Consider the following 23,944-nt stretch of genomic DNA (forward strand, 5'->3'; position numbering starts at 1 on the left):
TGCGATTTGGACACTTGAACTTGCGATTCCGACAAATGAACAAAAAAAGATACCCATCAAGGGCATCTTTAGTTTGTTTCAAGTTCTTCAATTTGCTCTTGTAGCTCAAGCCATTCATTCGATAAATTGTCTTGCTTCTCCTTTAGTTCATCCAATTCACTTTGTAGTTGTTGGACTGCTTCGTGGTCTTGGAAAATTTCCGGATGGCAAAGCTTTTCTTCAATAGCAGCAATTCCGTCATCAACTGTTGGAATTTGGTCTTCTAGTTCTTCTAATTGTCGTCTTAGTTGTCTTTCTTTCTTTTTCGCATCTTTGTCAATTAACGAAGTGCTAGCTTTAACGACAACGGTTTTTTCAACGACTGCATTTTCTAAAGCGATTTCTTCTAGTTCCAGCTTCTTCTCTAAGTAATAGTCATAGTCCCCAAGGAATAGTGCAGCATCTTCCGTAGATAATTCAATTACTTTCGTTGCAATTCTGTTAATAAAATAACGGTCATGCGATACGAAAAGAATTGTTCCTGGAAACTCAAGTAGCGCATTTTCGAGAACTTCCTTACTATCTAAGTCTAAATGGTTGGTAGGCTCATCTAGTATAAGTGTATTTGCTTTTAACAGCATTAGTTTAGCTAAAGCAAGTCTCGCTTTTTCGCCACCAGATAGGGTGGAAACTGTTTTTTGCACATCGTCTCCTGAAAATAAGAATCGTCCAAGTACTGTTCGCACATCTCGTTCATTCATTAATGGCCATTCATCCCATAGTTCTTTTAAGACGGCTTTATTGCCAGAAAGGGCTGCTTGCTCTTGGTCGTAGTATCCGAATTGGACGTTTGTTCCGTATTGAATCGTCCCGTTTGCGCTCTCTAGCTGCTTCATAATAGTTTTAAGCAAAGTAGATTTGCCGACGCCATTCGGTCCGACAAGGGCAATACGGTCTTGTTTGTAGACAGAAAAAGATATGTTCGAAGAAATTGTTTTGTTTGGATAGCCGATAGCTACTTTTTCAAGTCGAAGTACGTCATTGCCACTAGGACGATCAATCGTAAAACCAAAAGTGGCGGATTTTTCATCCCCATCTGGCGCATCCATCCAATCTGTTTTTTCGATAATTTTTCGTCTAGATTGTGCCATTTTCGTCGTAGAGGCACGGGCAAGATTACGACTAACAAAGTCTTCAAGTTTTGCTTTTTCTTCTTGCTGCTTATCAAATGTTTTTTTGTCTCGCTCATAGTTTTTAGCTTTTTGATCCAAGTAAGCGCTGTAGTTTCCGACAAATCGAATGACGTTATGACGAGACACTTCATAGACAAAGTTAACAACTTGATCTAAAAAGTAGCGGTCATGGGAAACGATGAGTACGGCACCATTATAGTTTTTTAAGTAGTTTTCTAAAAAGCTTAATGTTTCAATATCAAGATGGTTAGTAGGCTCATCTAGAATGAGTAAATCAGGCTTACTTAGCAGCATTTTCGCGAGAGCAAGTCTTGTTTTTTGCCCACCAGATAATGCTTGGACTGGCTTTTCGTAGTCTTCAGGGAAAAATTGCATACCGTGAAGGATAGAGCGTATGTCAGACTCAAATCTATAGCCGCCAGCTTCTTTAAATGAAATTTGCAATTCATCATATGTCGCAGTAACTTTTGCATAAGCCTCTGGATCTTCATAGATGGAGGGATCAGCCATTTGTGTTTCTAAGGAACGAAGCTCTTTTTCAGAGTCGATTAAATGATTAAAAATAGTCATCATTTCGTCCCAAATAGACAACTTGGATTCAAGACCGGCATGTTGTTCTAAATAGCCGAATCGAATATTTTTAGGGATAATAATGTCTCCAGAATCATGAGACATTTCACCAGCTATTATTTTAAGTAAAGTAGATTTCCCAGCACCGTTTCGACCAACTAATGCAACGCGATCACGGTCTTGGACTTCTAATTTTACATTTGTTAATATATCTTCTCCCGCAAAGGATTTTGTTACTTGATTCACTTGTAGAATAATCACGATTATTGGCACCTCAATTCTCTCTTAAGTGTAATAGATAGGGCTTGGGGTTGCAACGCTATAGCTTTACAATAGGATAAATGTCTAGTAATATAAAATCGATTTCGTCGAATAAACTAGGAGGTTTTTATGAAACCTGAACTTCAAAGAATTCCGCAAGCAACAACAAAGAGACTTCCTTTATATTATAGATTTATCCAAAACTTTTTTAATGCTGGTCAAAAGAGAGTTTCCTCACAGGAACTGAGCGATGCGATGAAAATCGATTCCGCTACAATTAGGCGTGATTTTTCTCATTTTGGTGCATTAGGGAAAAAAGGATACGGATATGATGTCGCACATTTACTTAACTTTTTCAGACAAACATTAGATCAAGATGAAGCTACTAATGTTGCACTTATTGGTGTTGGTAGTCTCGGGACAGCCTTTTTAAAATATAATTTTCAAAAGAACCATAATACGAAGATTGTTATTGCCTTCGATACAAAAGCACCGGTAGAAGGAGTAGTAAAAAGCGATATTCCGATGTTTAATCCTAGTGTTCTAGAGGAAAAGTTACTAGAGTATGGGATTGAGATAGTAATATTCACTGTACCAAGTCGATCAGCACAAGACCTTGCAGATCGTCTAGTAAAAACAGGTATTAAAGGAATATTAAATTTTGCTCCAGTGAGACTCACAGTTCCAGATCATATAAGGGTGCAATCCATTGACTTGTCTGTTGAATTGCAAACATTAATCTATCAAATACGAAATGAGTAAGTCGAATGACGTAAAAATGTCACATTTAATGACGCTCAGAAATAGCTAAATGATCAATTATGTTGTAAAATAAGAGAATATTACACGAGGAGGTGCCTAACATGGGTGCAGGTCCGTTAAGCTTAATCATCATTGGAATTGTTGCATTACTATTGTTTGGTCCAAAGAAATTACCGGAGCTTGGAAAAGCGATGGGTACTACATTGCGTGAATTTAAAAATGCAACAAAAGGTCTTGCAGATGATGACGACGAAGAGGTAAAAAAAGTCGACACTCAGAAGATTGAAGAAAAGTAAGTTAGGATGTATGTCCGATGAATTCAAAAGATTTAACTGTAATTGAACATATAGAAGAAATAAGAAAAAGGCTTTGGCTAGTTGCCATTGTATTCATTCTTGGGATTGTAGGAAGTTTTTTTCTTGCAAAGCCGCTTATTCACTTTTTACAAGCTAATGAGCAAATGGAAAATTTACCGTTAAATGTGTTCCAAGTAACGGACCCAGTGATGATTTATTTGAAGGTTATTTTATTTCTTGCCTTCGTTATTACGTCACCCGTTATTTTGTATCAATTATGGTCATTCGTAAGCCCGGGTCTTCATGAAACGGAGCGAAGAGCAACATTAAGTTATATTCCATACTCTTTCATCCTTTTTTTAGCGGGAATTTCTTTTTCTTATTTTGTGCTATTTCCATTTGTGATGAAATTTATGATTACATTAGCGGGGGATCTTGGAGTTACCCCACTCATTGGGATTAATGATTATTTTAATTTTCTTTTTCAAATCACATTACCTTTTGGAGTAATATTTCAGTTGCCAGTTGCCTTGTTATTTTTCACAAGACTTGGCTTTATTACCCCGATGATGATGGTAAAAGTACGAAAATATGCTTACTTTGGTTTATTTACAATTGCGGCATTTATTACGCCACCGGATATTATGTCTCATTTATTAGTGACAGTTCCATTACTTATCTTGTATGAGATTAGTATAGCGATTTCTAAAATTGGTTATCGTAAGTATTTAAAAGCAGAGCAAAAGCGTCAAATAGAAGAACAACAAGAAAGCCTTCAATCGAATTAATCATTCGGGAGAAGGCTTTTTCTTATGGCATTTGAGAATATGTTTCTAGAAACTTTTGGATTGCTTCCCCGTAAAATTGAAAGAGTACGACGAACCCATTTAACATCATATGTGAAATTATCGAGGCAATGATGCGCTTTGTTTTGTAATAAATGAAAGCGAATATAAAACCCGAAACCGCATATAGTAGGATGTGTGTGAACTCAAAGTGAATAGTTGCGAACACAATGGCACTGACCATCGCAGCAACGAAAAAATTAGTTTTTGGCAATAAAGTACCGAAAATAATCCGACGAAAAATAATCTCTTCTAATATCGGAGCAAATATAACAATTGAAAATATAGCAAACGGTACAGAATGAGCAATTTCAATAAATTGTGCTGTATTTTCAGAACCAGGCTCTACACCAAGGGTAAGCTCAATATATGCTGCGATACCTTGCCCAAAAAAGACAAGGAAAAACCCAATAATTCCCCAACCAATAGCACCCGACATCGTAGACTTTTGTCCTTTTAATGGTTTTAAAAAGGTTTTATCTTTTCGAATGATTAAAAATGTCATTAGGGTAGCGATTCCCATACTTAAAAATATCCACCAACCTGAAGCAAGAAGCTCGGAATTTTTTAAGTCCATTGCTATGAACAGTTTATAAAGAAGCGGTGCAAACACGACACCAGAAAGTTGCATGATGCAATAAGTAATTAAAATGTATAGAGCGGTTTTTTGTTGTTTCATTTGTTTATTCCTTTCTAATATCAATTCTCTTTCAATTGTAAAGCAATTTTGAAATAAAACAAAAAGTTAATCTTCTTGCTTGCAATATAGATAGCGATTATTTATTATTAAAAGTGTGTTAGCACTCAAAGAGTAAGAGTGCTAATAATACAAAATACCACTATTTTAGGGAGGTAGTTTCACTTGTTAAGACCATTAGGTGATCGTATCGTAATCGAATTAATCGAAGTTGAAGAAAAAACAGCATTCGGAATCGTACTTCCAGACTCTGCTAAAGAGAAGCCACAGGAAGGGAAAGTTATTGCTGTAAGCTCTGGACGAGTACTTGATAACGGCACTCGCGTTGAATTGGACGTAAAAGAAGGGGACCGCATCATCTTCTCTAAATACGCAGGTACAGAAGTGAAATATGAAGGTACTGAATATTTAATATTACGCGAAAGCGATGTTCTAGCTGTAATCGGCTAATATACGGATAATAATTAGGAGGTAAAAAAACATGGCAAAAGAAATTAAGTTCAGTGAAGATGCTCGTAGTGCAATGCTACGTGGGGTTGATAAACTAGCAGATGCTGTAAAAGTAACGCTTGGACCAAAAGGGCGTAACGTCGTTTTAGAAAAAAAATTCGGTTCACCACTAATTACAAATGATGGTGTAACGATTGCAAAAGATATTGAACTAGAAGATGCATTTGAAAACATGGGTGCAAAACTAGTTGCAGAAGTTGCTTCTAAAACAAATGATATCGCTGGTGACGGTACAACTACTGCTACTGTTTTAGCGCAATCTATGATCCGTGAAGGATTGAAAAACGTAACTGCTGGTGCAAACCCAGTTGGTATCCGTAAAGGAATCGACTTAGCTGTTGCAGCTGCAATTACAGAACTAAAAGCAATTTCTAAAGAAATTGAAGGCAAAGAGTCCATCTCTCAAGTTGCTGCTATTTCTTCAGGTGATACAGAAGTAGGCGAATTAATCGCTGAAGCTATGGAACGCGTTGGTAACGACGGTGTTATTACAATCGAAGAATCTAAAGGATTCACGACAGAGCTTGACGTTGTAGAAGGTATGCAATTTGATCGTGGATATGCATCTGCATATATGGCGACAAATACTGATAAAATGGAAGCTGTTTTAGATAATCCATATATTTTAATTACAGATAAAAAAATCTCTAGCATTCAAGATATCCTTCCAGTGCTTGAGCAAGTTGTACAACAAGGTAAACCTCTTTTACTTATCTCTGAAGATGTAGAAGGAGAAGCATTAGCTACTCTAGTTGTGAACAAGCTTCGTGGAACTTTCAATGCTGTAGCTGTTAAAGCACCAGGATTCGGAGATCGTCGTAAAGCAATGCTAGAAGATATTGCTATCCTAACTGGCGCTGAAGTAATTACAGAAGATTTAGGATTAGAATTGAAATCTACAAACATTACTCAACTAGGACGCGCGTCAAAAGTTGTTGTAACAAAAGAAAATACAACAATCGTTGAAGGTAACGGAGATTCAGATCGCATCGCTAGCCGTGTTGGTCAAATCCGTGCTCAATTAGAAGAAACAACTTCTGAATTCGACAAAGAAAAACTACAAGAACGGCTTGCAAAACTTGCTGGTGGTGTTGCAGTAGTGAAAGTCGGAGCAGCAACAGAAACAGAACTAAAAGAACGCAAACTTCGTATTGAAGATGCTCTAAACGCAACACGCGCAGCTGTTGAAGAAGGTATCGTATCTGGTGGTGGTACTGCACTAGTAAACGTATACAACAAAGTAGCTGAAGTAGCTGCTGGCCAAGAAGGCGACGTAGCAACTGGACTGAAAATTGTACTTCGTGCACTAGAAGAACCAGTTCGTCAAATCGCAAACAACGCTGGTCTTGAAGGTTCAATCGTAGTTGACCGCCTAAAACGCGAAGAAATCGGTATCGGTTTCAATGCTGCAACAGGCGAATGGGTTAACATGATGGACGCTGGTATCGTAGATCCAACGAAAGTAACTCGTTCAGCACTTCAAAACGCTGCATCAGTAGCTGCTTTATTCTTAACAACAGAAGCAGTAGTAGCAGATATTCCAGAAAAAGGCGGCGCAGGAATGGGCATGCCTGACATGGGTGGAATGGGCGGCATGATGTAATTAGAATATTAAACCCTTTCGTACAAGGTTTTCGCGTCATATGTCATCATTTTTGAAGCCCAAAAACTTAATTTAAATAATTTTCGGGCCATTGAAGGCTTCTCATTAGTTGACCAAACTTTTGAGAGGCCTTTTTTGTTTTTCTTTTATAATGTATAAATAAACTTATGTAGACGTTTTCTCATGAGTTACAATCATTGTGGTTTATCCTTTACGGATTAGGGAATAGATTGGATAGCATTAATATCAATTAGAAGACTTTTCCGATTCGGCGGAGTATTCTTTACCGCAAACGCTTATTGTCAGTAGTTTTCAAATGAAATCTATATCCTAAGGGTGTCTTCTTTATTCATTATGTTGTTAACCGAATATCCAAGTTTTCAATAATGGAAGGATGTATGCTTATGCAAAAACTGCTTTAATTAATAAACTGGGTATTCAACGTTCACATATGTCGTTCATTCTTCCTATAGGTTATAATGATAGAAAGAAGAATGATTTTTCACAAACACTAAAAAAAATGAATATACCTATTTTCAAATTGATCAAAATTTGAGCGGAATGGACATTTATGGAGAAGAAATTGTAGTTAATGGAAAAGAACTTGAACAAAACTTTCTTCCTTATGTCGGAAATAAAGTTTTTCCAAACTTTTTAAAAGAACACGGATTCCACAGACATACAAAGCCATTCACTGAGGAATTTAATTTACTTCTTTCATCCTCGTCTACAATCATCACATCTTCCGAAACTTAAACCCCTTCTCCGAGATCTTCAACCTCGACAACTTCCACCGATTCCATTACGGGTTCTGTTTCGTATGTGATTATTAACTAAATGGTACAAGAGAAATTAAGAAAAGTGGAGAATCCGGACTGTTAACCGAATCCTCCACTTTTCTATTTACTGTACTACTAGGTGCTGCCTATGCACCGAACTTTCGTGAGTGTTTAAACATTCATGATTGTTTCTAGTACAGTTACCTACATGGCTCTGCCACCGGATACAAGTCGAACGATTAGTACGATTACTGCAATGACAAGGAGTAGATGGATTAATCCTCCGCCGACTGAAAACGAAAATCCAAGTAGCCATAAAATAACTAGAATACCTATAATTGTCCACAACATGTTTTATATCTCCTTTAAAAATGTATTTAGTTTAAACTGCACTATAGTAATGTATATTCCTTTTACATCCATTTTTTAAACCTCCAAAATCAATAATGGCCAGAAAAATGTTTTGATTGTTTAAAAATTTATGATTGTTTCTTCTACAGCTAACTACTTTTAAAATTAAATTACGTACTTTAAAAAACTGTTTTTATTATCAAAAAGAATTCCTGTTTTACCAAACTCATAGGTTTCTCGTATTCCAATAAAAGGGATATGTTCTAGGAGTCTAATAACAATGAAAAAAGTGTATAACATTGAAAGTAATCGAAAAATTAACGTCTATTATTCTAGTATTCATATTCTGCGAATAATGAGAACAGCTCCACTTATATGGTCATTTCATTTGACGGTATGCGTCACTATTTCACAAAAAACTATATTGGCGAAGGAATGCTACCGAACTTTAAAAGGGTCCCAAATAACTACCTTGAGGCTGATGACATTCGAAGGATATGATGGCAATTGGAGCCGGTGCAATGACGATCAGTCATGTAAACAACAGTTTCTTATAGGTAATTACAGAATTCAGTGGGATGTCTTTAACTGTTGCGTACAAAGTGCAAACTATAGCTACATTATTGCAAGGTGTTACGGCAATAACGGTGACAATGATTATTTGGGTAATTTTGGTTTAGTTTTGCCTGTGCATGGGGCAATTCAGAATTGAATCGATTTGTGTGGTAGCTGAAAATACTAGAGTATGAGCGCAATTAAAACCCCATTAAAAATTGACTACAGTGACTGTCAATTTTTAATGGGGTTATTTAGTTAGCGAGATTGCTTTATTGATAGTTATCTGAATTGCTTAGTGTCAATAGTATACAAGAAATGAATAAAGTTTTTACACTTATTTCTTAGCAATTATTATAAGTTTTCCTGTATCTAGAACTGCCTCTGCGTTAGCTGCTTCATGGGCAGACAACCCTGCTGCTTCCATCTTACTTCGTAGTTCGTCCCCGCGAGAAACGAACATGTTTTTTATACTATCAATAAACCCTTGTTCTTCTATTCCAACTTCCTCTGTATGCAGTGCATCTGAAATATGATCGCCTCGTTGTTTGGAATGAGAGAAAATATAAATCTCATCCCTTGAATATCCTTTAATTTCAAGTTTCTCCACTTGTTCTTTTGCTTGTAGCACATTTTCTACTGTCAGATTTTCTGTCATTATAAATCCCTCCAAATTTTATTTTGATGCTATTAAATGATTGAACGTTTAGGTAGGTCGACAGGTCGGTTATCACTTTCAATGAGAAGCAAGATCTTCCCTTGTTTAAAGTGCTCATTATAGAGGGCTGCTTCTTCCTCTGCTATACCCATACCGATAAGAGCACCTGCTAGTCCGCCGATTCCCACACCTGCTGTTGCACCAGTTATACCCGCCAAAATTGGTCCTGCGGCGATAATAGGCCCGATACCTGGAATGGCGAGTACACCTAATCCTACTAGTGTTCCACTGATACCACCGAGTAAACCACCAGTTGCAGCGCCATCTGCTACGTGAGTACCTGTCTCGTTTACTATATGATTCTCATCCCGTGAATCTTTGCTAATAATTGAAATCTCATCGGATGAATACCCTTGTCTTTTTAAGTCTTCAATCATGGAGATTGCTTCAGATTCTGAATCATAATAGCCTACTACATGAAACTTCGTCATTTTAGTAATACCTCCCATTTTTTTTGTGAAAAAACTGATTTCTCAGTTGCTTGTATAATACCCGCACTCTATTTTTTTAAACATATTTTTTGTGGATTGCCACCAAGAATGTCATTACGGAAATGGATTTTTCCATTAATAAACTCTGCCTGTGTGTTGTAAAATTCATAATCAATTTAAAATGATACTCCTGTTAGAAAGTTTCATCCCCCGTTACAAAAAAGAAGTAGTTTTGTCGATCGTTAGAGCCTGCCTCTTTCCACAAACCTTTTCTATTCAAGTAAATGGATAAGGTTGATACAAAAAATCGATATCCAGATACAGCTACAATTACTACATCAATATTTTTTATATTTTGATTTCCAGTATAAATACAACAAGCACTTTTGGATAATGGGTTGAACTGGCACCCCATAATGAGAGGATAGGAGGTTGAATATGAACGATAAATTTTTACATGATTTACCACGATGGTTTTTTATATTAGCGCCGATGGAAGATGTGACGAATGTTGTGTTTCGCCATGTAGTAGCTGAATCAGCAAGGCCTGATGTTTTTTTTAGAGTTTACGAACACGTAGAGCTATTGTCACCCTGAGGGATTTTTAGTCTTCACGGGCTTTTGGCTTTTACAGAAGATGAGCAACCGATGGTAGCCCATATATGGATGGGGGAAACCCGAACACTTTCGGGAAATGAGCGTTGTGGATGCGCACTGGGAACTGACTCCAAAGATTAAGAAACTACGTGATGAGTTAGCTCCAAATACACTTTTGACAATCACAGAGTCAACAGATATCGTGTGTGCATTGCTCAACGACTTTGAATGTAAGAATGATGAGCAACTGGAGGATTAAGCAATGTTCCCATGTTAGTGATAGGCATTGTGATCTGGGAAAGCAAAAATAGCATATTATAGTAGTTAAATATTCGTAGTTCAAAAACCGAAATGTGTTTGCTGTTCTGTAGCTATTATATTTTGATTAGATCATGAAAGTTTTTGTGAAGGGAAAAAATAATAACTTGGTACGCTTCCTAGTAGTTTAAAAATCGGCTAAAAGGAGAAACTTTATTGACTCTGTTATACTTGCTTACAGTATAAATGGGTTACGTAAAATACGATTTTAACTGAAATTCACAGCATAGTAGGAGTGGAACAATTGATTTTTATTCGAAATCGTTTAGTAGGATACGGTGTGGATCTGGCTTGGGTTGACACACTATCCTTTGTCATTTTGATTACTTTTATCGTTTTAATTTGTATCATTGCAAACTTCATCACTAAACAAGTGATCATCCGTTTTATCACACATATTCTTCGCAAGAACAAGTTTAAGTGGGATGACATTTTATTGGAACGAGAAGTGTTCCGCAAATTGTCCCATTTTGTGCCGGCTATTATTATTTATTACTTTGCATCTTCTTTTCCAACGTATCAAAAAGCAATCGAAACGTTAGCGCTCACGTACATTATGATTGTGGCATTAATTGTGATTAATCGATTATTGAGCGTAATTAATGACATCTATCAAACGTACGAGATGTCAAAAGCTAAGCCGATAAAAGGGTATATACAAGTTGTCAAAATTGTTGTCATTATCGTTGGTGTCATTTTAGTCATCGCTAATTTGGTAGGGGAAAGCCCGATTATTCTTCTCAGTGGGATAGGGGCTCTTTCTGCAGTGTTTATGTTGGTGTTTAAAGATTCGATTCTTGGATTAGTTGCAGGGGTTCAGTTATCCGCAAATGATATGGTTCGTGTAGGTGACTGGATTGAAATGTCAAAGTACGGCGCAAATGGGGACGTCATCGATATTTCTTTGAATACGGTGATGGTGCAGAACTTTGATCACACGGTTACGATGATTCCTAGTTATGCGCTCATCTCAGATTCTTTTATTAACTGGCGGGCGATGCAGGAATCTGGGGGGAGACGTATTAAGAGAGCTTTGTATATTGATACCACAAGTATTGCATTTTGCTCGCGGGAAATGATTGAGGACTTTAAGCATATTCAATTTTTGCAGGACTATCTCGTCCAGCGTGAACGTGAAATAGAGGAATCGAATATCAAAAATAAGGTTAACCGCAACAATCTGGTGAATGGAAGAGCACTGACGAATATTGGTGTCTTTAGGATATACATCAATGAATATCTTCAACATCATCCGGGTATTCATAAAGAAATGACATTGATGGTACGTCAGTTAGCTCCTAGCGATAACGGATTGCCATTAGAAATTTATGCGTTTACCAATAATGTTCAATGGGCTGTCTATGAAACTGTACAAGCAGATATATTTGATCATCTATTCGCTGTAGCAGGTGAATTTGGTCTTCGTTTATTTCAAAATCCAGCAGGCAGTGATTTTAAAGTGATGAGGGATGATCTCAGAATCGGCGAATAAATATAAAACCTTTGCAGTACAAGATACAATAATAGAAAAGGCTTCCTAATTTCCAGAAATTCTCTTAGGTCGTGTAGCTTGTAATGCCTTCTTACCTTTCTCAGTCAAAAGGACGCGGGTAATTCTACGATCTTTTGAATCTTTGTATATTTCCAAATAACCTCTTTTTTTAGACGATCAACAACGCCTGTTATTGCTTGTTTTGTCACCAATGTATTTTGATGGAGATCCCCCATAGATAAATTAGATTCAGCATTTAACAGCGACAAAATCATGTATTGTTGTACACTGTTTAGATCTGCTTCATGCACATATTTTCCACCTAGTCGTTCCAACATGTTGGCTACACGGATAATATCCAACACGGTTTCTGCCAGTCTGCTATCTTTATCTTCCATATTTATTCCACCTCAAATAGGATTAGTCAATATGTTGGCTAATTAAAGGGATAGTTAGTTGAAAAAAACAAAACCCATCTTCCCCCAAAAAGCAAAAAAAGTATAGGTAATATTAAAAAACTACTATTGATAGCGCTTTCAAATGAAAAAACTGAATTTATAATTAAGTTGTAATTGTTTTTAATCAGAGGAAGAGGGGTAGTAAAATGATCAAAAAATTTAAGGGGTTAACATTTTTAGCGATATTGATGGTATTTGCACTAGTAGTTGCTGGATGCAGCAGTGGTGGGGGAAGTAGTTCGGTTGATGTAGGAATTGTGTTACCAACAAAGGATGAACCTCGATGGGTTCAAGATGAGCAACGTTTCAAAGATGCATTAAAAGACTCAAAATATTCAACGGAAATTTTATTTAGCCAAGGATCTTCAGCAAAAGAGAAAGAAAACGTAGAAGCATTATTAAATAAAGGTATCAAAGTATTAATCATTACACCTCATGATGGGGCAGCTGCTGCGTCAGCGGTAGAAGCAGCGAAAAAAGAGGGTGTCACTGTTATTGCATATGACCGTTTAATCACAGATACAGATGCAGTGGATTACTATGTAACATTTGATAGTTTAGCAGTAGGTGCAGCACAAGCACAGTATTTAGTAGACAATGCAGAGGGCTCAGATGTTCCACTTTACCTTTATGCAGGAGCAGCTTCCGATAACAATGCTTTCTTATTCTTCGAAGGAGCATGGAAAGTGCTTCAACCGAAAATTGCAGACGGTACGTTTAAAATCGTTAACTCAAGCGAAGCAGAGGCATTAAAGGATTCTTCGGATCTTTCGCGCGACCAACTAGGGAAAATTATTGGTCAAATTACAACGAACTGGGATGCAAATGAAGCAAAAAATAAAGCACAAACTCATTTAACGGCTGCAAGTGATAGCCAAAAAGGTGATGTATCCATTTTAGCTCCGAATGATGGAACAGCACGTTCAATTGCAGATGTATTTGCATCTGACAGTGCAATTTCTAATTACTTCATAACAGGGCAAGATGCAGAAAAAGCCTCTATTCAATACATCATCGACGAAAAACAATCGATGACAGTATTCAAAGATGTGCGTACTTTAGTAAAAGATGCAATGGGAATGGCAGTTGAAGTTTTAGATGGCGAGACACCAACAACAACAGGTTCTTATGATAATGGTGCAGTTGAAGTAAAAGCAAAACAAACAGACGTTATCGTAGTGGATAAAGACAATGTACAATCAGAGCTAATCGATTCTAAATACTATGAAGCAAGTGAGTTCACAGGTTTAAAGTAAGCGAATCACATTGGAAAAGGAAAAATAGTGATAGCGCAATCTATCACTATTTCTCTATTTCTATTTTGTTTGGGTAGGGAGGCAATGGAATGAGTGACTATATTTTAGAGATGAATAACATATCTAAAGAGTTCCCGGGGGTCAAAGCCTTATCAAGCGTGAATTTCAAGGTGAAAAAAGGAGAGATTCATTGTTTAGTAGGGGAGAACGGTGCTGGAAAATCAACATTGATGAAGGTGTTGAGTGGAGTTTACCCGTTAGGGACATATGATGGCGATATCGTATTTGAAGACCAAGTTCAACAATTTCGTGAGATTAGCGACAGTGTAAAGGCTGGTATCGGTATCATTTATCAGGAACTAGCGCTTTTCCCAGATTTAACTGTTTATGAAAATATTTTTGCTGGCAATGAAGTAAAGAAAGGTCCTTTCGTAGATTGGAATAAAACAATCGTTCAAGCTACGCAATTACTGAAAAAAGTAAATTTGAAAGTGACACCAGAAACATTGATCAAGGAATTAGGTGTAGGAAAACAACAACTCGTTGAAATTGCCAAAGCGTTAAGTAAAGAAGTAAATCTCCTTATTTTAGATGAGCCGACAGCTGCATTAAATGAAGACGATAGTGAGAATTTATTAAATCTACTAAAGGAACTAAAAAGCCAAGGAATTAGTTGTATTATGATTTCGCATAAGTTGAAGGAAGTTATTTACATTGCAGACAAAGTAACTGTTTTGCGAGATGGACAGACAATTTGTACGTTGGATGCTAGTAAAGGAGAAGTATCGGAAAATGTCATTATTAAAAACATGGTAGGGCGTGACATAGAAGATATTTATCCAAAACATCCAGATAAGATAATAGGCGAGACAGTTCTCGAATTAAATAATTGGTCGGCGTATGATCCGCAATTAGGAAGAAATGTTGTGAAGAACGTTAATCTGCATTTGAAAAAAGGTGAGATTATTGGAATCGCTGGACTGATGGGGTCTGGTCGGACGGAGCTTGCCCTTAGTATTTTTGGGAATCCGAAAAACTATAAGTTACATGGAAACATGGAAATTCTAGGTGCTCCCAAAACATTGAAGCATACAAGTGAGGCGATTAAAGCTGGTATTGCTTATGTGACCGAAGATCGAAAAGGAGACGGACTGTTCTTACTGCAAGATATTAAGAGTAATGTTTCTGCTGCACATTTAAAAGGCATCTCGAAAAATGGAGTTCTTAATTTAAATGAAGAAGTGAAGGTCGGCAAAGAGTATAAAGATTCGCTCTATATTAAAGCGAGTTCATTGGAGCAAGTAGTTGGCAAACTAAGTGGAGGAAACCAGCAAAAAGTGTCGCTCGGGAAATGGTTGTTTACTGGACCTAAGATTTTGATTTTAGATGAGCCAACACGAGGAATTGATGTTGGGGCGAAATTTGAAATTTATACGATTATGAATCAGCTTATTGATGAAGGAATGAGTATTATTATGATTTCCTCGGAGCTTGGAGAAGTACTGGGGATGAGTGATCGGATTTATGTTATGGCAGAGGGTGCTATTAAAGGCGAACTGGCAATGAAGGAAGCGACACAAGAAGGGATTATGGAACTTGCGACGCAATAGGGGGAATAACGATGGGATTTTTTAAAGAAGCGAAAGCACTCGTCAAAGCAAATATTAGAGATTATGGAATGTATATTGCATTAATCGTTATTTTATTAACATTTACAATTATGACAAACGGCTTATTTATGTCTTCGCGAAATATTAGTAATTTATTGGACTCAGCTGGTTATATTGCTGTTTTAGCCGTTGGGATGACACTTGTTATTGTTATTCGTCATATTGATTTATCGGTTGGTTTTTTAGCAGGATTTTTAGGTGCAATTGCGGCTATTTTTTTAACGCAGATGGGCTTGTCTGTATGGATTACTATCCCTGTCATTTTAATCCTAGGGGCTTTAATTGGTTTAGTTAATGGGGCACTAGTTGCGAAGGTTGGTATTCCATCGTTTGTTGCAACGCTTGCTGGGATGCTTGTATTTCGAGGTGCGCTCCTTCAGGTGACGGAAAAAACGGGGACAATTATTGTGAAGGATGAACAATTCAATGCACTTGGCAATGGATTTATTCCTTCGATTATGCAAATTAACGGATTGCATTTATTGACGTTATTAGTTGGGCTTGTCGGAATTCTTTTGTATATTTACAATGAAATCTCGGGTCGCCGCAATAAATTGACGTATGGCTTTGAAGTAATGTCGAAGAGGTTATTTAGTGTAAAGCTTATATTAGTATCAGCAATTATTGCTTATATTACTTGGATTTTAGCAGGATATAACGGTTTTTCTTGGACAGTGGTTATTATTATTGTCGTTGTATTAATTTATCATTTCTTAACGACTAAAACAGTACTCGGTCGTCACATTTATGCAGTTGGTAGTAATCCAGAGGCAGCGCATTTAAGTGGGATCAATGTACAAAAGATTACATATATCGTCTTTGGTTCAATGGGGATGCTCGCAGCATTATCTGGAATTCTTTTTACAGCTCGCCTTCAATCAGCAACAACTACAGCTGGAACTCTTTTTGAGTTAGATGCAATTGCAGCAGCTTATGTTGGTGGAGTATCTGCAGCAGGTGGTGTAGGTAAGGTAACAGGTGCTATTATTGGAGCTATTGTAATGGCCTCATTATCTAGTGGGATGAATCTACTTGGTGTTGGGATTTCCTATCAATATATGATTCGCGGTGGTGTTTTAGCAGGAGCGGTAATATTTGATGTTATGACACGTAAGCAACGTGCTTAAAAGAGAATAGTAGAATATTAGGCGCCCTAATTGTGGGGTGCCTAATGTCGTTTTATGAGTTATTGTAAAATTCTGAACGGATGATAAGATAAAAGGAACATGCAAACAGAACGGGGAAAATATATGCGGAAAAAAGTTGTTTTTATACTCGGTATACTCATTGTTATTTTCAGTTATATGACGATTATGTCAGCAACTAAAGCACTTCGTTCAACTAGTAGTGACATGCCAGCGAGTCTCCCGTCTGCGCCTGAATCAATTCGTCTTGTACTTATTACACAGGAGCTTGATACTCCTTTTTGGAATAGGGTTGGCCTAGGAGCGGAGAAACAGGCTAAAAAAGAAAATGTTCAGCTCGAAGTTTGGGGAAGCTATGGAAACAACCAAGATGAATTTTTGAAAAAAATGGAGATTGCGATTCATTCAAAAGTGGATGGAATTATCGTGCAGGGGCTAGATAATGAGGATTTTAAAGAGCTGACAAAGGTTAAAGCAGCTTTTTATGGGATTCCTGTTATTACTGTTGCAAATGATGTGCCAGTGGAAGAAAGCTTGCGAAAAACATATGTTGGTTCGGATCAATTTTGGGCAGGAAGAGTCGTTGGACGTCAACTGGTAAAGGAAATGGGAACGACGGGAAAAGTAGTAATACTTGGAGATCAGGAGCAAGCATATTACCAACAAGAACGGTTAGCTGGTATTCAAGATGTTTTAGGTAGATATCCAAAAATAGAAATGATTATAAAAGGGACAGAAGATACGAAAGAACAAGTAATGGCAACGACCCAACAGCTGATGAATGAAGAACCAGAAGTGTCCGCTTTTATAGCTATCAATGCGAATTTTGCAGGGCCTATGATTCAAGAAATAGGAAGACGGACACAAGTAGAGCCGTATCATATTTACACGTTTGATGACGGGGTCGATTCGACTGCGCTTTTAAAACAAGGCAAGCTAGATGGAATTTTGGAGCAAAATCCAGAAGAGATGGGTTCAGAGAGTGTTAAATGGTTGATGGAATGGATTTCAGGTAAAACTGTGCCACTCGATTCCCATGGATATATCACCGAAACACGCATGATTGAAGCAGAAGGTGAAGGACTATGACAACGATTCAAAAAAAGATTTGGATACTCGTTTCTGTTATGTTGCTAATTATGGGGATTATTTGGACGATGCTTACGTATTATAATCAGAAAACACAAGAGCAATCGAATGAAATTTTGCAGCGTTATTTGCAGTTGAATGAAGTAACAACAGCAAGTCAGCAACTAATTACTAATTTAAATAATTATTTACTCGTTCCAACGGATCATCATAAAAAACAAATAGAAAAGAGTATTGTTGCTATTGAAGCAGTGCAACAAGATGTAACGAAACTGCGAAATATGGAAAATTCATTTTCGGTTACTAATTATATTCATTTAATCGATAGTCTTATTGAAACAACGAATCGTTCTATTATGTTTTCAGAAGAGCAAGAAGTAGAAGGATCAGCGAATGAATTTAATGAAGCGAACCGTATTTCAATGTACATATCTGAAATGACTTTGACGATTTTAGACCGAGACTTGAAAACGTATAATCTATTTTATCGAGATATTATTAAACAGTCAGAAGAACTGAAAAAACTAGGAATCTGGTTATTGCTTTTAATAACGGTCGTATTATTGTTAGCTACTTATTGGTTTTCTCTTAGTATTACTCGCCCAATTCATAAATTAACGAAGGCAGCTAACGAATTGTCTCAAGGGCGCTTTAGTCAACGAATTGAAGTAAAGTCTAATGATGAAATAGCTTTTTTAGCAAAAACATTTGATAAAATGCGTATAAATATTAATGATTTAATAGTAGAAATTCAGCAAAAGGCTCAACTTGAGCATGAGCTTCAGCAAAGCAAGTTATTGTTAAAAGAGAGTCAATTGAGAGGTTTACAAAGTCAGATAAATCCACATTTTTTATTTAATACATTGAATACATTATCAAAAAAAGCATATTTAGATGGTGCGGAGGAAACGAGCGATCTTCTAGTCAGCGTAGCAGGTTTGTTACGATATAATTTGAAACGCGTTGATCAGTCTGTGACATTGTTTGAAGAAGTAGTTGTGTTAAATCAGTATATGGAAATCCAAAGAGCACGTTTTACTGATCGCCTGCATTTTAATTCGGATATAGACGAATCTTGCTTACATATAAAAATTCCAGCATTAACTCTCCAACCGATCATTGAAAATGCCGTCATTCATGCTATTGAGCCGGAAGAAGAAGGGGGAACTATTTGGTTCCGTATTAAGAGTGATGGACCTTCGATAGTTATTGAACTTGAAGATAGTGGTAGAGGTATGTCGCAAGAGAAAATGGAGCAGTTATTAAAGGGACATGTTGTACCAAGAGAAGGACATTCAACAGGAATTGGTTTTCAAAATGTCGTGAAAAGATTGCAATTATTTTATGGAACAGAGGATTTAGTGACGATTGATAGTGAAGAAGGTAGAGGTACAAAAGTGGTCATTCAAATTCCAAAAGTAAGGGAGAGGGAAAGCAATGATGAAGCTTCTGATCGTTGATGATGAACCGATTGAGCGAGAAGGAATGCAAGCAATTTTACAAAAGGCATTTCCTGAACTTACTATTTACCAAGAGAAAAATGGCAAGATGGCAATAGAGATTGCTGATAGGATAAAGCCAGATGTAATCTTAATGGATATTATGATGCCTGGTATGACAGGGCTTGAGGCAATAGAAAAGATTCAAGAAAAACATGCGACGATTAAATTTGTAATGGTGACGGCATTTGATATGTTCGATTATGCAAGACAAGCTATTAAACTCGGTGTGAAGGATTATTTGCTGAAGCCAAGTAAGGCGAGTGAGATTGTTGAAACTGTTGGAAAGGTATTGGAGGAATGTAGGCAGGATCGTGAAACAGAGGTAGTAAGCCAAATGCAAGTTGAAAAGTGGCAGAAAATGTTGGTGTTGGCAGAAACAGATATCGTGACGCAATTATTATTTGATCATGTGCATGATGTGCATATAGATATGCTGGAGGAAATGTTAGATATTCGCTCTACTCATGAAAAATTTGTCATAGTAGTTTTATTGCCTGAAAGAGCGCAGCATTATTATATACAAATCAAAAAAAAGGTTCATGAAATCGGCAATGCTTGGGTAGGTGCATTATATGGCCGGCAGCTACCTATTGTAGTTTTTCGTGATCAAGAAAAGTCTTTTCGTTCGCAAGCAATCACATTAGCGAAAGCAATTTTGTTGCTAGATAAAAAACAGCTAGGTGTAGACTGGTTTATAGGAATTGGGCAAGTTTATATGCTTCTAGATGAAATTCGTCATTCATATCAAGAGGCACTTATTGCGACAATAGATGCAACACTTGCAGTTAAAAGTCGGTTTTATGCTGACGTCCCAGCCCTTAGTTTGGAAACAAATAGTCAGGTGATTAAACAACAACAAAAAGATTTCTTTGATCAAATTCATTTAGGAGATTGGGAATCAATTCGTTCAGGTGCATTGGATTTGATTCAACAGCACGAGAATGGAGGATATTCACTCATCTATACACAGCAGCGAGTACTTGAATTACTTTGGGTTGCGAATAGGGTGATGGACGAAATGGGAATAGAAGCGGATACGCCATTTTTCTCGTTTCAAGCACAGGACTATCGTCAATTAAGAACGGAAATGCTTATCATACTAAAGCGGATGATTGCTATTTATGAGGAATATTTTGCTCGAATGGAAGACGATAAAATACAGCAAGTGAAACAATATATTCAAGAGCATTCACATAAAGATATTTCACTAGATATTCTTGCACAAAAGGTAAATTTGAGTCCGATTTATATTAGTAAAATGTTCAAGGAAAAGCTTGGTATTAACTATATTGATTTTTTAACGGAATGCCGAATTGAAAAAGCAAAGAGGCTGTTGAATGATCCAGAGAGAAGTTTAAAGGAAATTACATTTGAGATTGGCTATCATGAGCCGAATTATTTTAGCAAAGTATTTAAGAAAATGTGCGGTGTATCTCCAAAGGAATATCGAAAAAAGTTATGGAGTAAAAAAGCTGAGGTGGAAAGTGGATGAAGCGGGAAGCTAAAGTAATATGGCTTTTAGTGATGGTGTTGCTGTTAGCTGCGTGTACAGGAACGCCAAAGCAAGTCCCAGAAAAACAAGTGCCACCTTTTAGTGAAAAAACGAAGCCGATTCGTATTGGATTTTCGATGGACACATTGCTGGAAGAACGTTGGCTAAAAGATCGTGAGTTGTTTAAGAAGTCGGTCGAAGCGCTAGGTGCAGAAGTGGAGATTGTTGCAGCAAATGGTGACGATGCGCTTCAAATTTCACAAGCAGAGACGCTTATCCAAAGTGGCATAGACCTTTTAGTAATCGTTCCACATAATGCAGAAGCAACCGCTGCGATTGTACATAAGGCGCATTTAGCGGGTATTAAAGTAATCGCTTATGATAGGCTTGTTAAAAATGCGGATCTCGATTTGTATGTATCTTTTGATAATGAACAAGTGGGAGAAATGCAGGCGAAAGCGATTACTGAGCTTGTGCCAAAGGGGAATTATGTGTTTATTGGTGGTGCAATTACGGATAATAATGCCCATTTATTGAAAAAAGGTGTATTTAATGTGCTTCGTCCGTACATTGAACGTGGTGATATTAATATTATTTATGACCAGTGGACAAAGGATTGGACTCCAGTAAATGCGCAAGCAAATATGGAAGAAGCACTACGCACAACAAATATGCAGATCGATGCGGTCATTGCAGCAAATGATGCAACTGCAGGTGGGGTCATTCAAGCACTTGCAGCGAAGGGGCTAGCAGGGAAAATACCAGTTGCTGGACAAGATGCAGATTTGGCAGGTGTGCAGCGAATTGTGACTGGGACACAAACAATGACGGTGTATAAGCCGATTCAGACACTTTCACAAGAAATAGCAAAGTTAGCAGTTGCGATGGCAAAAGGGGAAGAAATAATTGCTGATCGGAAAGTAAATAACGGCAAGATCGAAGTTCCTTCGGTGTTACTAACTCCTATAGCTGTAAATGAGCATAACTTGGATAGTACTGTTATTTCAGATGGGTTTCATACTGTTGGAGATGTTTATGGGGAGTAGAGCTTTGATTTAATCATCATCGATTGACTCCATTTCCTAAAGATGTCATAATAAAAACATTCCAATAAAAGGTGTGGTGGGTATGTTAGAAGTAGGTATGAACTAATTTATTTTAGTTAAATAAGGTTTTTAATAACTAGGATTATCCTAGTCTATTTGATATGCCTTATTTCACAAAGCTAGAAAGCCTTGTGGATACCTACCTTTAGACTGCCTCCTTTTCCATATATTCTATCGTCGATTACATTTATTTGTTGACGATAAAAATGCCCGCAGGAGCTTTCTACTCATTTTTCGGTTTATGCCGTAAAAATGGAAGGTAGGATCGACCTTTGCGGGTATTTTTGATTTTATTTAATAGGAGGACTACACCATGAATACAATGACATATGAAAAATTACAATATAACGAACTAAAAGAGATTGTGAAATCACACTGTGTTAGTAGTTTAGGGAAGGAATTACTTGATAAGCTTCAACCAAGTTCAAATAGTAAAGTTGTGAAAAATAGACTAAATGAGACAACTGAGGCGAGAAATCTGTTGAATGCCGAAAATCATCTTCCGCTAAAAGGAATTTCAAATATAAGTCACCAAATGGATAAGCTTGAAAAAGGAATGATTCTCAGTCCTTCCGAGTTAGTCGCAATATCGGACTTTTTAAGAGGCTGTAGAATGATAAAAAAGTTTATGCTAGATAAAGAATTTATAGCACCAGTATTACATTCTTACGTTCATTCGATGATGGAATTCACAACCATAGAAGAAAGCATTAATTACTCGATTAGAGGAAATAGGGTGGACTCTGAAGCAAGTAAAGAATTAAAACGTATCCGTAATCATATGGATAAGGCAGAAGATAAAATAGAAGAACGGTTGAATAAATTCTTGAAAAGCAGTGCTAATAAAGAATATATACAAGAATTTTTTATTAGTAAAAAAGATGACCGTTTTACGATTCCTATTAAAGCTTCTTATAAAAATCAAGTAGCTGGAACGATTGTGGAAGCCTCGTCTAAAGGGTCTACTGTATTTATAGAACCAGCAGCAATATCTAAGTTAAATGCGGAGTTGGCAGTTCTAAAAGCAGAAGAATCAATAGAAGAGTATCAAATTTTAGCAACTCTTTCAGGAAGTATTTTGGAGGAAGCTAGACAGATCAACATTAACATTGAGCTTATTGGGCAGTATGACATGATTTTCGCGAAAGCGAAGTATAGTAAAAGTATGGACGGGATAGAGCCGAAGTTGAATAATCATGGGTATATTAAGTTGAAGAACTGTAAGCATCCTCTTTTGACTGGAAATATTGTTCCGTTGGACTTTGAAATTGGGAAAGACTATCGTAGTTTAATCATCACAGGGCCTAATGCTGGTGGTAAAACAGTCGTGCTGAAAACGATAGGCATACTAACGTTGGCCGTTATGTCAGGCTTTCATATTGCGGCTGGTGAAGGTACGGAAATTGCTGTTGTGGATCAATTATTTGTTGATATTGGAGACAATCAAAGCATTGAAAATTCGCTGAGTACCTTTTCTTCACATATGAAAAATATATCGGAAATTATGAGTGCATCAACGAATAATACGCTTCTTCTGTTCGATGAAATCGGCAGTGGTACGGAGCCAAACGAAGGGGCTGCTCTCGCTATTGCAATTCTGGAAGAGTTTTATCAAATGGGATGTATAACAGTTGCGACAACTCACTACGGTGAAATTAAACGCTACTCCGAAATTCATAGTGATTTCATGAATGCGGCTATGCAATTCGACAGTGAAGTATTAGAGCCAAAGTATAAATTGTTAATCGGTAAATCAGGAGACAGCAATGCTTTATGGATTTCTAGAAAAATGAATGTACGTGAGAAAGTGCTGCAAAAAGCACAGCATTATATAGACAATAAAAATTATGATTTGGAACGTGTGAAAGAAAGTAAAATTAAGAAGCAAATACAGGTTACTGTTCAAGAAGAAGCATCGTATGATTTCGAAATCGGAGATAGGGTAAAATTACTGGAACAAAATGATTTTGGAATTGTGTACGGGAAAAGAGATAGTCTGAATAATGTTTTCGTATTTTATAAAAGTGAAGTAGTGAAAGTAAATGCAAAAAGAATTGAATTAGAAGGAAAAGCAATTGATTTATATCCAGATGGATACGATTTGAATTCATTATTTGTTAGCTATAGCGAACGAAAGTTTCAACATGATATGGAGAGAGGTTCAAAGAAAGCATTGAAGAAGGTTTCATTAGATATGAAAAAAAAGCTTACTGAATAATGTTTCTTAGTCGTTTAATTTTGCAAAAAAGTCTGGTATGATGGATAATTC

General features: G+C 36.9%; 20 protein-coding genes and 2 pseudogenes. 16 read left to right on the forward strand and 6 right to left on the reverse strand.

The window, feature by feature from the left end; translation table 11 throughout:
• Positions 1-68: 68 nt before the first annotated feature.
• The gene (locus RUH95_RS13650; RefSeq protein ID WP_313893435.1) at positions 69-2,003 is read right to left on the reverse strand and encodes an ABC-F family ATP-binding cassette domain-containing protein; all 1,935 of its coding nucleotides are present in this window, start codon (positions 2,001-2,003) and stop codon (positions 69-71) included.
• A gap of 129 nt (positions 2,004-2,132) precedes the next feature.
• Between RUH95_RS13650 and RUH95_RS13655 the strand changes: the two genes are divergently transcribed.
• From RUH95_RS13655 to tatC, 3 genes are all read left to right on the forward strand, one after another.
• On the forward strand, positions 2,133-2,765 hold the full coding sequence (locus RUH95_RS13655) for a redox-sensing transcriptional repressor Rex (RefSeq protein WP_313893436.1): 633 nt from the start codon (positions 2,133-2,135) through the stop codon (positions 2,763-2,765).
• A 101-nt stretch (positions 2,766-2,866) separates the two neighbouring features.
• Positions 2,867-3,061 carry a twin-arginine translocase TatA/TatE family subunit gene (locus RUH95_RS13660; RefSeq protein WP_313893437.1) on the forward strand — a complete coding sequence of 65 codons (195 nt, stop codon included), beginning with the start codon at positions 2,867-2,869 and terminating at the stop codon, positions 3,059-3,061.
• Between the two features lie 17 nt (positions 3,062-3,078).
• Complete coding sequence (tatC, locus tag RUH95_RS13665; protein ID WP_313893438.1) at positions 3,079-3,849, forward strand: twin-arginine translocase subunit TatC; 771 nt, start codon at positions 3,079-3,081, stop codon at positions 3,847-3,849.
• 22 nt (positions 3,850-3,871) lie between these two features.
• On the opposite strand, the gene RUH95_RS13670 is transcribed toward tatC, so the two are convergent.
• Entirely contained in the window at positions 3,872-4,585 is a 714-nt protein-coding gene (locus RUH95_RS13670; protein WP_313893439.1) for a CPBP family intramembrane glutamic endopeptidase, read from the reverse strand.
• Between the two features lie 183 nt (positions 4,586-4,768).
• On the opposite strand from RUH95_RS13670, the gene groES reads away from it, so the two are divergent.
• Together groES and groL are read left to right on the forward strand one after the other, a co-directional pair.
• Positions 4,769-5,053 carry a co-chaperone GroES gene (groES, locus tag RUH95_RS13675; protein WP_313893440.1) on the forward strand — a complete coding sequence of 95 codons (285 nt, stop codon included), beginning with the start codon at positions 4,769-4,771 and terminating at the stop codon, positions 5,051-5,053.
• Positions 5,054-5,084: 31 nt separating this feature from the next.
• The gene (groL, locus tag RUH95_RS13680; protein ID WP_313893441.1) at positions 5,085-6,716 is read left to right on the forward strand and encodes a chaperonin GroEL; all 1,632 of its coding nucleotides are present in this window, start codon (positions 5,085-5,087) and stop codon (positions 6,714-6,716) included.
• A 983-nt stretch (positions 6,717-7,699) separates the two neighbouring features.
• Here the strand turns inward: groL and RUH95_RS13685 are convergent.
• Positions 7,700-7,846, reverse strand: a complete 147-nt coding sequence (locus RUH95_RS13685) for a lmo0937 family membrane protein (RefSeq protein ID WP_313893442.1) — start codon at positions 7,844-7,846, stop codon at positions 7,700-7,702.
• A gap of 497 nt (positions 7,847-8,343) precedes the next feature.
• Here RUH95_RS13685 and RUH95_RS13690 point away from each other — a divergent pair.
• Positions 8,344-8,526, forward strand: a pseudogene (locus tag RUH95_RS13690) (GntT/GntP/DsdX family permease); the annotation flags it as partial.
• A 212-nt stretch (positions 8,527-8,738) separates the two neighbouring features.
• On the opposite strand, the gene RUH95_RS13695 reads toward RUH95_RS13690, so the two are convergent.
• Both RUH95_RS13695 and RUH95_RS13700 read right to left on the reverse strand, forming a co-directional pair.
• The gene (locus RUH95_RS13695) at positions 8,739-9,059 is read right to left on the reverse strand and encodes a YflT domain-containing protein (RefSeq protein ID WP_313893443.1); all 321 of its coding nucleotides are present in this window, start codon (positions 9,057-9,059) and stop codon (positions 8,739-8,741) included.
• 32 nt (positions 9,060-9,091) lie between these two features.
• Positions 9,092-9,550 (reverse strand): general stress protein, encoded by a 459-nt coding sequence (locus RUH95_RS13700; protein ID WP_313893444.1) that lies wholly within the window; start codon positions 9,548-9,550, stop codon positions 9,092-9,094.
• A 438-nt stretch (positions 9,551-9,988) separates the two neighbouring features.
• On the opposite strand from RUH95_RS13700, the pseudogene RUH95_RS13705 reads away from it, so the two are divergent.
• Together RUH95_RS13705 and RUH95_RS13710 are read left to right on the forward strand one after the other, a co-directional pair.
• Positions 9,989-10,331, forward strand: a pseudogene (locus tag RUH95_RS13705) (hypothetical protein); the annotation flags it as partial.
• 378 nt (positions 10,332-10,709) lie between these two features.
• Positions 10,710-11,957 (forward strand): mechanosensitive ion channel family protein, encoded by a 1,248-nt coding sequence (locus tag RUH95_RS13710; RefSeq protein WP_313893445.1) that lies wholly within the window; start codon positions 10,710-10,712, stop codon positions 11,955-11,957.
• Between the two features lie 104 nt (positions 11,958-12,061).
• Here the strand turns inward: RUH95_RS13710 and RUH95_RS13715 are convergent, their stop codons facing one another.
• A complete protein-coding gene (locus RUH95_RS13715; RefSeq protein ID WP_313893446.1) occupies positions 12,062-12,355 on the reverse strand; it encodes a helix-turn-helix domain-containing protein in 294 nt (97 codons plus the stop codon).
• A gap of 206 nt (positions 12,356-12,561) precedes the next feature.
• Between RUH95_RS13715 and RUH95_RS13720 the strand changes: the two genes are divergently transcribed.
• From RUH95_RS13720 to RUH95_RS13755, 8 genes are all read left to right on the forward strand, one after another.
• Entirely contained in the window at positions 12,562-13,671 is a 1,110-nt protein-coding gene (locus RUH95_RS13720; protein ID WP_313893447.1) for a sugar ABC transporter substrate-binding protein, read from the forward strand.
• Between the two features lie 89 nt (positions 13,672-13,760).
• Positions 13,761-15,281, forward strand: a complete 1,521-nt coding sequence (locus RUH95_RS13725) for an ATP-binding cassette domain-containing protein (protein ID WP_313893448.1) — start codon at positions 13,761-13,763, stop codon at positions 15,279-15,281.
• An 11-nt stretch (positions 15,282-15,292) separates the two neighbouring features.
• On the forward strand, positions 15,293-16,468 hold the full coding sequence (locus RUH95_RS13730) for a sugar ABC transporter permease (protein ID WP_313893449.1): 1,176 nt from the start codon (positions 15,293-15,295) through the stop codon (positions 16,466-16,468).
• 123 nt (positions 16,469-16,591) lie between these two features.
• Positions 16,592-17,575, forward strand: coding sequence for a sugar ABC transporter substrate-binding protein (locus RUH95_RS13735; protein WP_313893450.1), 984 nt, complete (start codon positions 16,592-16,594; stop codon positions 17,573-17,575).
• Positions 17,572-19,035 carry a sensor histidine kinase gene (locus RUH95_RS13740; RefSeq protein ID WP_313893451.1) on the forward strand — a complete coding sequence of 488 codons (1,464 nt, stop codon included), beginning with the start codon at positions 17,572-17,574 and terminating at the stop codon, positions 19,033-19,035. The genes RUH95_RS13735 and RUH95_RS13740 overlap by 4 nt, the downstream gene beginning before the upstream one ends.
• Complete coding sequence (locus tag RUH95_RS13745; protein WP_313893452.1) at positions 19,013-20,569, forward strand: response regulator; 1,557 nt, start codon at positions 19,013-19,015, stop codon at positions 20,567-20,569. Before RUH95_RS13740 ends, RUH95_RS13745 begins: the two co-directional genes overlap by 23 nt.
• Positions 20,566-21,615: a D-xylose ABC transporter substrate-binding protein gene (gene xylF, locus RUH95_RS13750; RefSeq protein WP_313893453.1), complete on the forward strand. Its 1,050-nt coding sequence runs from the start codon at positions 20,566-20,568 to the stop codon at positions 21,613-21,615. Before RUH95_RS13745 ends, xylF begins: the two co-directional genes overlap by 4 nt.
• A 373-nt stretch (positions 21,616-21,988) precedes the next feature.
• Positions 21,989-23,893: an endonuclease MutS2 gene (locus RUH95_RS13755; RefSeq protein ID WP_313893454.1), complete on the forward strand. Its 1,905-nt coding sequence runs from the start codon at positions 21,989-21,991 to the stop codon at positions 23,891-23,893.
• Positions 23,894-23,944: the final 51 nt, after the last annotated feature.

This window comes from Psychrobacillus sp. (assembly GCF_032154225.1).
GTDB lineage: Bacteria > Bacillota > Bacilli > Bacillales_A > Planococcaceae > Psychrobacillus.

Excerpts from the sequence above, each read along its gene's own strand:
- RUH95_RS13655 (WP_313893436.1), top strand. The coding sequence starts at position 2,133 with ATGAAACCTGAACTTCAAAGAATTCCGCAAGCAACAACAAAGAGACTT.
- RUH95_RS13660 (WP_313893437.1), top strand. The coding sequence starts at position 2,867 with ATGGGTGCAGGTCCGTTAAGCTTAATCATCATTGGAATTGTTGCATTA.
- tatC (WP_313893438.1), top strand. The coding sequence starts at position 3,079 with ATGAATTCAAAAGATTTAACTGTAATTGAACATATAGAAGAAATAAGA.
- RUH95_RS13670 (WP_313893439.1), bottom strand. The coding sequence starts at position 4,585 with ATGAAACAACAAAAAACCGCTCTATACATTTTAATTACTTATTGCATC.
- groL (WP_313893441.1), top strand. The coding sequence starts at position 5,085 with ATGGCAAAAGAAATTAAGTTCAGTGAAGATGCTCGTAGTGCAATGCTA.
- RUH95_RS13685 (WP_313893442.1), bottom strand. The coding sequence starts at position 7,846 with ATGTTGTGGACAATTATAGGTATTCTAGTTATTTTATGGCTACTTGGA.
- RUH95_RS13695 (WP_313893443.1), bottom strand. The coding sequence starts at position 9,059 with ATGACAGAAAATCTGACAGTAGAAAATGTGCTACAAGCAAAAGAACAA.
- RUH95_RS13700 (WP_313893444.1), bottom strand. The coding sequence starts at position 9,550 with ATGACGAAGTTTCATGTAGTAGGCTATTATGATTCAGAATCTGAAGCA.
- RUH95_RS13715 (WP_313893446.1), bottom strand. The coding sequence starts at position 12,355 with ATGGAAGATAAAGATAGCAGACTGGCAGAAACCGTGTTGGATATTATC.
- RUH95_RS13720 (WP_313893447.1), top strand. The coding sequence starts at position 12,562 with ATGATCAAAAAATTTAAGGGGTTAACATTTTTAGCGATATTGATGGTA.
- RUH95_RS13725 (WP_313893448.1), top strand. The coding sequence starts at position 13,761 with ATGAGTGACTATATTTTAGAGATGAATAACATATCTAAAGAGTTCCCG.
- RUH95_RS13730 (WP_313893449.1), top strand. The coding sequence starts at position 15,293 with ATGGGATTTTTTAAAGAAGCGAAAGCACTCGTCAAAGCAAATATTAGA.
- RUH95_RS13735 (WP_313893450.1), top strand. The coding sequence starts at position 16,592 with ATGCGGAAAAAAGTTGTTTTTATACTCGGTATACTCATTGTTATTTTC.
- RUH95_RS13740 (WP_313893451.1), top strand. The coding sequence starts at position 17,572 with ATGACAACGATTCAAAAAAAGATTTGGATACTCGTTTCTGTTATGTTG.
- RUH95_RS13745 (WP_313893452.1), top strand. The coding sequence starts at position 19,013 with ATGATGAAGCTTCTGATCGTTGATGATGAACCGATTGAGCGAGAAGGA.
- xylF (WP_313893453.1), top strand. The coding sequence starts at position 20,566 with ATGAAGCGGGAAGCTAAAGTAATATGGCTTTTAGTGATGGTGTTGCTG.
- RUH95_RS13755 (WP_313893454.1), top strand. The coding sequence starts at position 21,989 with ATGAATACAATGACATATGAAAAATTACAATATAACGAACTAAAAGAG.